The sequence below is a fragment of the Rhodopirellula sp. JB055 genome (genome assembly GCF_043100905.1).
In the GTDB taxonomy this organism is placed as follows: domain Bacteria; phylum Planctomycetota; class Planctomycetia; order Pirellulales; family Pirellulaceae; genus Rhodopirellula.
Genome location: NZ_JBICHO010000514.1, coordinates 1 through 6,919, shown reverse-complemented (window position 1 = coordinate 6,919; position 6,919 = coordinate 1). Strand labels below are relative to the sequence as shown.

Below are 6,919 nucleotides of genomic sequence, written 5' to 3'. Positions count from 1 at the left end.
GCCAGCGTCTCGAAGAGACGCCGCTACGTGATCACGCCAAAATGTGAGCGGTGATCTTCACCTCCTCTTTAGCAGGATCGATGCGTCTGGTTCTTCCCGGCTCGCAATGCCCCAACTTCGCCAGCGCGTCCGAGCGTGCAGGTTGCTGCAGGTGCCATGAACCGATTTGCAGACAACGGGAGTTTCCGTGATTTGGAGCTCGCCAACACAAACGTTTTTCGCCCGTGAATCACGGGCGATGTGTGGATCTCCGTCCATTCGAAGGCTTCGGTTGCGATCTTCGGCACACCTCCTGCATAGCCTATGACCGCGAGAAAATCGTCGATCGCGTCGGCAACATTTGTCCTGCAACGCGAAAACAGATCGATGGCTTCGCAAGCACCCAATCAACCGAAAAATCCCGTGACGCGTCCCCACGCGTACGCGTTCCAACCATGCCCAAAACCACCCGGCCCCTCCCAATGAAATTGTTCTACGCAATCCTCTTTGCATCCCTGACTTGCGCATTCGTGGGGTGCGGCGACTGGACTGAAACCACCGCTCTACCGCTCGCTAACGTGGTCTCGCCGCAATCGCATGGCGACAAACACGAGCAACCGCATCACGAATCAGGTGAACACCACCAATCAGGTGAACACCATGCGTCGGGGGAACATCATCCACAGCACAAGATCGTGGTGACCAGTCCCGTGGCTCGCGATGTGATGCTGACCCGGCAATACGTTTGCCAGATCCACTCACGTCGGCACATCGAAGTCTGCGCTCTCGAAGGAGGCTACTTGAAGGAAATCGCGGTCAACGAAGGTCAAGCGGTCACCAAAGGGCAAACGATGTTTCACATTTTGCCAACGCTCTACGAAGCCCGACTGGATGCCGACATGGCCGAAGCGAAACTGGCCCAAGTCGAGTTCGACAACACAAAAAAGCTGGTTCAGCAAAACATCGTCTCCACTCAGGAACTCAAGTTGGCCGAGGCGAAATTGGCCAAAGCGGTGGCCAACGTCGAACTGGCCCGCGCGGAAATGAACTTTGCCAATATCAAAGCCCCCTTCGACGGCATCGTCGATCGCCTGCACGAACAAGAAGGCAGTTTGATCGAAGAAGGCGCGATGCTGACAACCATGTCCGACAACAGTGTCATGTGGGTCTACTTCAATGTCCCCGAAGCGCGTTACCTGGAATACCAAGAAGCGATGAACGCGGGGCAAAGCCAAGACTCGTTGAACATTCAACTGCGGCTTGCCAACCACAAGATCTTCGATCAACCCGGCAAGATCGGTGCGATCGAAGCCGACTTCGACAACGAAACCGGCAACATCGCCTTTCGGGCGGACTTCCCCAATCCGAACGGTTTGCTTCGCCACGGCCAAACGGGCACCGTGCTGATCAACCAAGTCGCGAAAGATGCCGTTGTGATTCCTCAACGTGCGACGTTTGAAATCCTTGCGAAAAAGTACGCATTTGTGATCGATGCGGAAGACGTCGTGCATCAACGCGAAATCGTGATCCAAAACGAAAAGGACGACATCTTCCTGATTTCAGAAGGATTGCAGCCCGGCGAAAAGATCGTGCTGGAAGGCATCTTGCAGGTCCGCGACGGCCAGAAGGTGGAATACGAATTCCGCGATCCGGAAACCGTCCTCAGCCACCTGAAGTACCACGCTGAATAGTTCACGCTGAATCTCCTTGCACCCCTTCCACTTGAACGCAACCCACGCGTTCGTCTTGCCAATACGTCGCTCGCAACATGTTTGAAAAGTTCCTTCACCGGCCCGCCCTCGCCATCGTCATTTCACTGCTGATCCTGTTCATGGGTGGGTTGGCAATCAATGTGTTGCCGATTTCGCAGTTTCCCTCGGTCGCGCCACCAAGCGTCCGTGTATCGGTGTCGTATCCCGGTGCGAGCGCCAAAATTCTGATCGACTCGACGATGGTGATCCTGGAACAAGCCATCAACGGCGTTCCCAACATGCGCTACATGCTCAGTGACGCGACCAGTGCTGGCGAAGGCACGATTCAAGTCATCTTCGAACCCGGCACCGATCCCGATGTCGCCGTGATGAACGTGAACAACCGCGTTCAAATGGTGAAGAACAATCTGCCGCCCATTGTCGAACGCGAAGGTATCATCGTGATGCAGAACATGAGCAGCATGCTGATGTACGTGAACGTGTTCAGCACCGACGAAAACGTCGACCAGAATTACCTTTACAACTATTCCACGGTCAACATTCTCAATGAAATCAAACGCATCCCAGGTGTTGGATTCGCATCGATTCTGGGCAACCGGTCCTACGCCATGCGAGTCGAACTGGATCTGGATCGCATGCGTGCGTACCACATCGACGCAGAAGACGTGATGGAAGCACTCGCTGATCAAAGCATGATCGGCACCCCCGGACGACTCGGCCAAGCCACGGGAACGACCTCGCAAACACTCGAGTACGTGTTGACTTGGGTGGGGCGTTACACGACGCCCGAGGAATACGACCAAATCATTTTGCGAGCGACTCCCGAAGGCGAAATCCTGCGTTTGTCGGATGTCGCCACCATCTCGCTCGGATCGTCCTTCTACGACCTGTACTCTGACATCGATGGCCTTCCCGCCGCCGCGATTGTCCTGAAACAGACTCCCGGATCCAACGCTGCGGAAGTCATCGAGAAGGTCAAGGAGAAGGTGGAATCAATCAAAGAAAAACAGTTTCCACCCGGAATGGACTACGCCGTTACGTATGACGTGTCTAACTTCCTAGACGCATCCATCGAAAAAGTGCTGCACACTCTATTCGAGGCGTTCATTCTGGTTTCGCTGGTCGTCTACCTGTTCCTGGGCGACTTCCGCAGCACCCTGATTCCGACACTGGCAGTTCCCGTCTCATTGATCGGAACGTTTTTCTTCATGCTGATGTTCGGTATGTCGATCAACCTGATCACTCTGTTCGCTCTCGTGTTGGCGATTGGGGTCGTGGTGGATGATGCCATCGTGGTGGTCGAGGCCGTCCACGAAAAGATGCACGCGAAACATCTTGGTCCTTACAAGGCGACCCGAGAAGTGGTTCAGGAGATCAGCGGTGCGATCATCGCGATCACGTTGGTGATGACCGCCGTTTTCATCCCCGTCACATTCATGACAGGGCCCGTCGGAGTTTTCTACCGTCAGTTCGCTTTGACGATGGCCATGTCGATCGTGATCTCTGGCGTGGTGGCTTTGTCGCTGACACCAGTCCTTTGTGCGATGATCTTGAAACCGCTCGACGACAACGTTCAACGTGGCATCATCGGTTTGCTCAATCGTGGGATGCAAAGGGTCGCTGGCCGACATGCCTATTTGTTGCAAGCTCTGGTCAGTTTGCTGCTGGGCGTGGCAATTGGATTTGCCGTCCGATACTTGCTCCATGTCGAGCTGGTTCATGAAGTCATCTCCGAGCAAATAGAGTTGACTGCATCGCGAATCGACATCATCGCTGGCGTGATCGCCGTGCTCGCTGCGTTTTCGTTTCGGGCCGCCTTCTCTGGCTTTGACGGTACCGCGAAAAAGCGCAGTCCGATCGGGATGTTTTTGCATGGATTTGACCGCAGCGTCGAATACGTGACCGGCGGATATGCTCGCGTGTTGCGTCACCTTATCAGTCGCCGATTGGTGACGGTCGCGGTGATCGCTGTCTTCGGCTACGGGATCTTGGTTGTCAACCAAGTCCTGCCGACTGGATTCATCCCCCTGGAAGACCAAGGCATGATCTATGGGATCGTGCAAACCCCGCCAGGATCAACTCTCGAGTACACCAATGCCAAGTGTCACGAACTGCAAGCAATTTGCAAACAGATGGACGAAGTCACTTCCGTCTCGTCGATCGCCGGCTACGAAGTCCTGACGGAAGGGCGCGGGTCCAACGCGGGCACTTGCATCATCAACCTGAAACCGTGGGCCGATCGAGAACTGACCTCAAAAGAAATCATCGAAGAACTGGAAGAACGCGGAACCGACATTGCAAACGTCAAACTTGAATTCTTTGAACCACCCGCCGTTCCTGGTTTCGGTGCCGCCGGTGGGTTCTCTGTCAACTTGCTCGACAAAACAAACAGTGGCGACTACCAGAAACTCGGACAGGTCACCGACGAGTTCATGACCGCGTTGGGCAAACGCCCCGAACTGAAAGGTCTGTTCACGTTCTTCGCCGCCAACTACCCGCAATACGAAGTCATCATCGACAACGATGTCGCGATGCAAAAAGGTGTGTCGATCAAGGACGCGATGGACAATCTGTCCATTGTCATCGGCAGCACCTGGGAACAAGGGTTCGTTCGGTTCGGCCAATTTTACAAGGTGTATGTCCAAGCCCAACCGAAGTTTCGCCGCTACCCGGAAGACCTCGACAACATGTTCGTCAAAAATGAAAACGACGAAATGGTGCCCTACTCCGCTTTTATGCGAATCGAAAAGAAACAGGGTCTGAACGAAGTCAGTCGCTACAACCTGTACCCAACCGCTCCCATCCAAGGTGCTCCCGCCGAGGGATACAGCAGTGGCGAAGCGATTGCAGCAATCAAGCAGGTCGCAAAGGAGACTCTGCCCAACGGGTTCGACATTGACTGGCAAGGGTTGTCGTACGACGAAGCCAAATCGGGCAACACCGCCGTCTACATTTTCTTGATCGTGGTGATCTTCGTCTACATGGTTTTGGTGGGCCAGTATGAAAGCTTTATCATTCCATTGGCCGTGCTGACCTCGCTGCCAGTGGGAATCTTTGGCTCGTTCTTGTTTCTAAAGTCGATGGGTCTGGCCAACGACGTCTACTGCCAGATCGGGCTGGTGATGTTGGTAGGACTGCTCGGCAAGAACGCGATTCTGATCATCGAATTCGCGGTTCAACGACGACAAGAGGGACGCAGCATCATGGAAGCGGGCATCGAGGGTGGCAAGCTCCGCTTCCGCCCGATTCTGATGACGTCGTTTGCCTTCATCGCAGGTTTGATCCCGCTCGTACGAGCCACCGGGCCGGGAGCGATCGGCAACCGCACGATCGGAACGACTGCCGTCGGCGGGATGCTGCTTGGCACGCTGGTCGGCGTCCTTGTGATCCCCGGGCTGTATTACCTTTTCGCGAAATTCGCCGATGGTCGCACGCTGATTCGCGATGAACATGACGCGCCACTGAGCGAAATCTTTGAGCGGGACAATTAGCTTCCCACCCAAAGCATCGCAATCGAAACATTCTCTCCGTCCCCTACCACCGGACTCTTCCGCAGGACATTCAGATTCCGGAGGACTGATCTGCAAATGTTGGCACAATTGCCTCAGGCGTATCAAAGTTTCCTTTGCCGATTCCATTTCCGTCGACAACCTCTTTGACTTTCAAATTGAACGTGATGTGTCATCACTTTTCAGTGAAACGACCATTTGTCCGTCAATGCGGAGTCAAGACCACGTTTCGGCAGGATGCCGATCCCCGCCAGTTCAATCAGGACGAACATGAACCTTTCATCGCCTACCGTTTCGCGCGTCCAAATTTCCAAACGCGCCGCTATCGCTGCCTTGATCTGTGGCTCCTTCTTGTCGACTCCAGGATGCGGCATTCCGTGCCTACGAGGCTCGAAGCCTGGCCCTTCGATGCCCCAGCATTACAACTGGAACAACGGAATGGACTCCGCGAACCCTACGGTAAGTTCGAAAGCGCCCGCTAATCTCGACGCAACGGAGTCGCTGGTCGAAACCGCTTCGTTCGTCGAAACGTCAAGCTCCGATTCCAACGGAAAGGAAAGTGAGCGGACATCCACTAAAACGAACCTGACATCCGCTGACCTGGATGACCAAAACGAAACGTTTGCCAGCTACATCAAGTCAACCGACGTCCCGAATCTCGAAACACCCCCTCACGATTCCACGCACACCACCTTGGTGAATGCCACCGCTGATGTTGTCACCGATTCAGTAATGGAGGAATCCAGCGAAACAATCGTTTACGACGAAGCCGATTTGAACTTTGGCATTTCAACGTTCCAAAATTCGGCTCACTTGCCACAAAGCGTTTTCTACACGGACCCGTATCTGCTGGATCTGATCCAGCAAGCGATGGTTGGCAACCAAGAACTACGAATCCTTTCCGAAGAGATCCGAATCGCGTGCAACGAAACCTATGCACGCAGCGGAGAGTACAGGCCGTTCGTGACCGCAGGAGTCGGAGCCGGGATCGAGAAACCGGGTGAGCACACTCGTGACGGTGCAGTGGAAAAACAGTTGGAAGTTGCTCCCGGCAAAGGATTTCCCGATCCGTTGCCAGACTTTCTTGTTGCCGCCAATGTGTCCTGGGAAATGGACATATGGAAACGTCTGCGAAACGCACAAAACGCCGCCGCGATGCGATATCTCGCTACCCAAGAAGGGCGGAACTACATCGTCACCCGACTGGTCGCGGAGATCGCTGACAACTACTACGAGTTGCTCGCACTCGACAATCGCATGCAAACACTCGACAAAACAATCGAGATTCAACAACGCAGTCTCGACATTTCCATCGCGATGAAAGAAGCCGGTCGCGGCAACGAACTCGCTGTGCAACGATTCCAAGCCGAGGTGCATAAGAACGAAAGTGAGCGGGCCGTCATCGTTCAAGAGATCGTCGAAGTTGAAAACCGAATCAATTTCTTGGTCGGTCGCTACCCACAGCACGTGGACCGCACCGAAGTCGACTTCATCGATTTGAACATGCAAGCGCTCAGTTCCGGCGTCCCATCGGAACTGCTGCAAAACCGCGCCGACATTCGCGAAGCAGAACGCCAAGTTGCCGCGGCCGGATTGGATGTCAAAGTCGCACGAGCCCGTTTCTACCCTTCGCTGACGCTGACCGCTGGGTTGGGCTGGAACGCGTATATCAAACCCTGGCTACTAATATGCGTGGCTTCAATCAGAACATCAGAAACG

Annotated in this window: 3 protein-coding genes; all 3 read left to right on the top strand. The window is 54.4% G+C overall.

Going from position 1 to position 6,919, the window contains the following annotated elements:
• Window positions 1-461 precede the first annotated feature (461 nt).
• Entirely contained in the window at window positions 462-1,670 is a 1,209-nt protein-coding gene (locus ACF8AM_RS20095; protein ID WP_392557362.1) for an efflux RND transporter periplasmic adaptor subunit, read from the top strand.
• Between the two features lie 77 nt (window positions 1,671-1,747).
• Window positions 1,748-5,182 (top strand): efflux RND transporter permease subunit, encoded by a 3,435-nt coding sequence (locus ACF8AM_RS20090; RefSeq protein ID WP_392557361.1) that lies wholly within the window; start codon window positions 1,748-1,750, stop codon window positions 5,180-5,182.
• Window positions 5,183-5,608: 426 nt separating this feature from the next.
• Window positions 5,609-6,919 (top strand): TolC family protein (locus ACF8AM_RS20085; protein WP_392557360.1); only part of this gene is annotated, 1,311 nt, incomplete at its 3' end.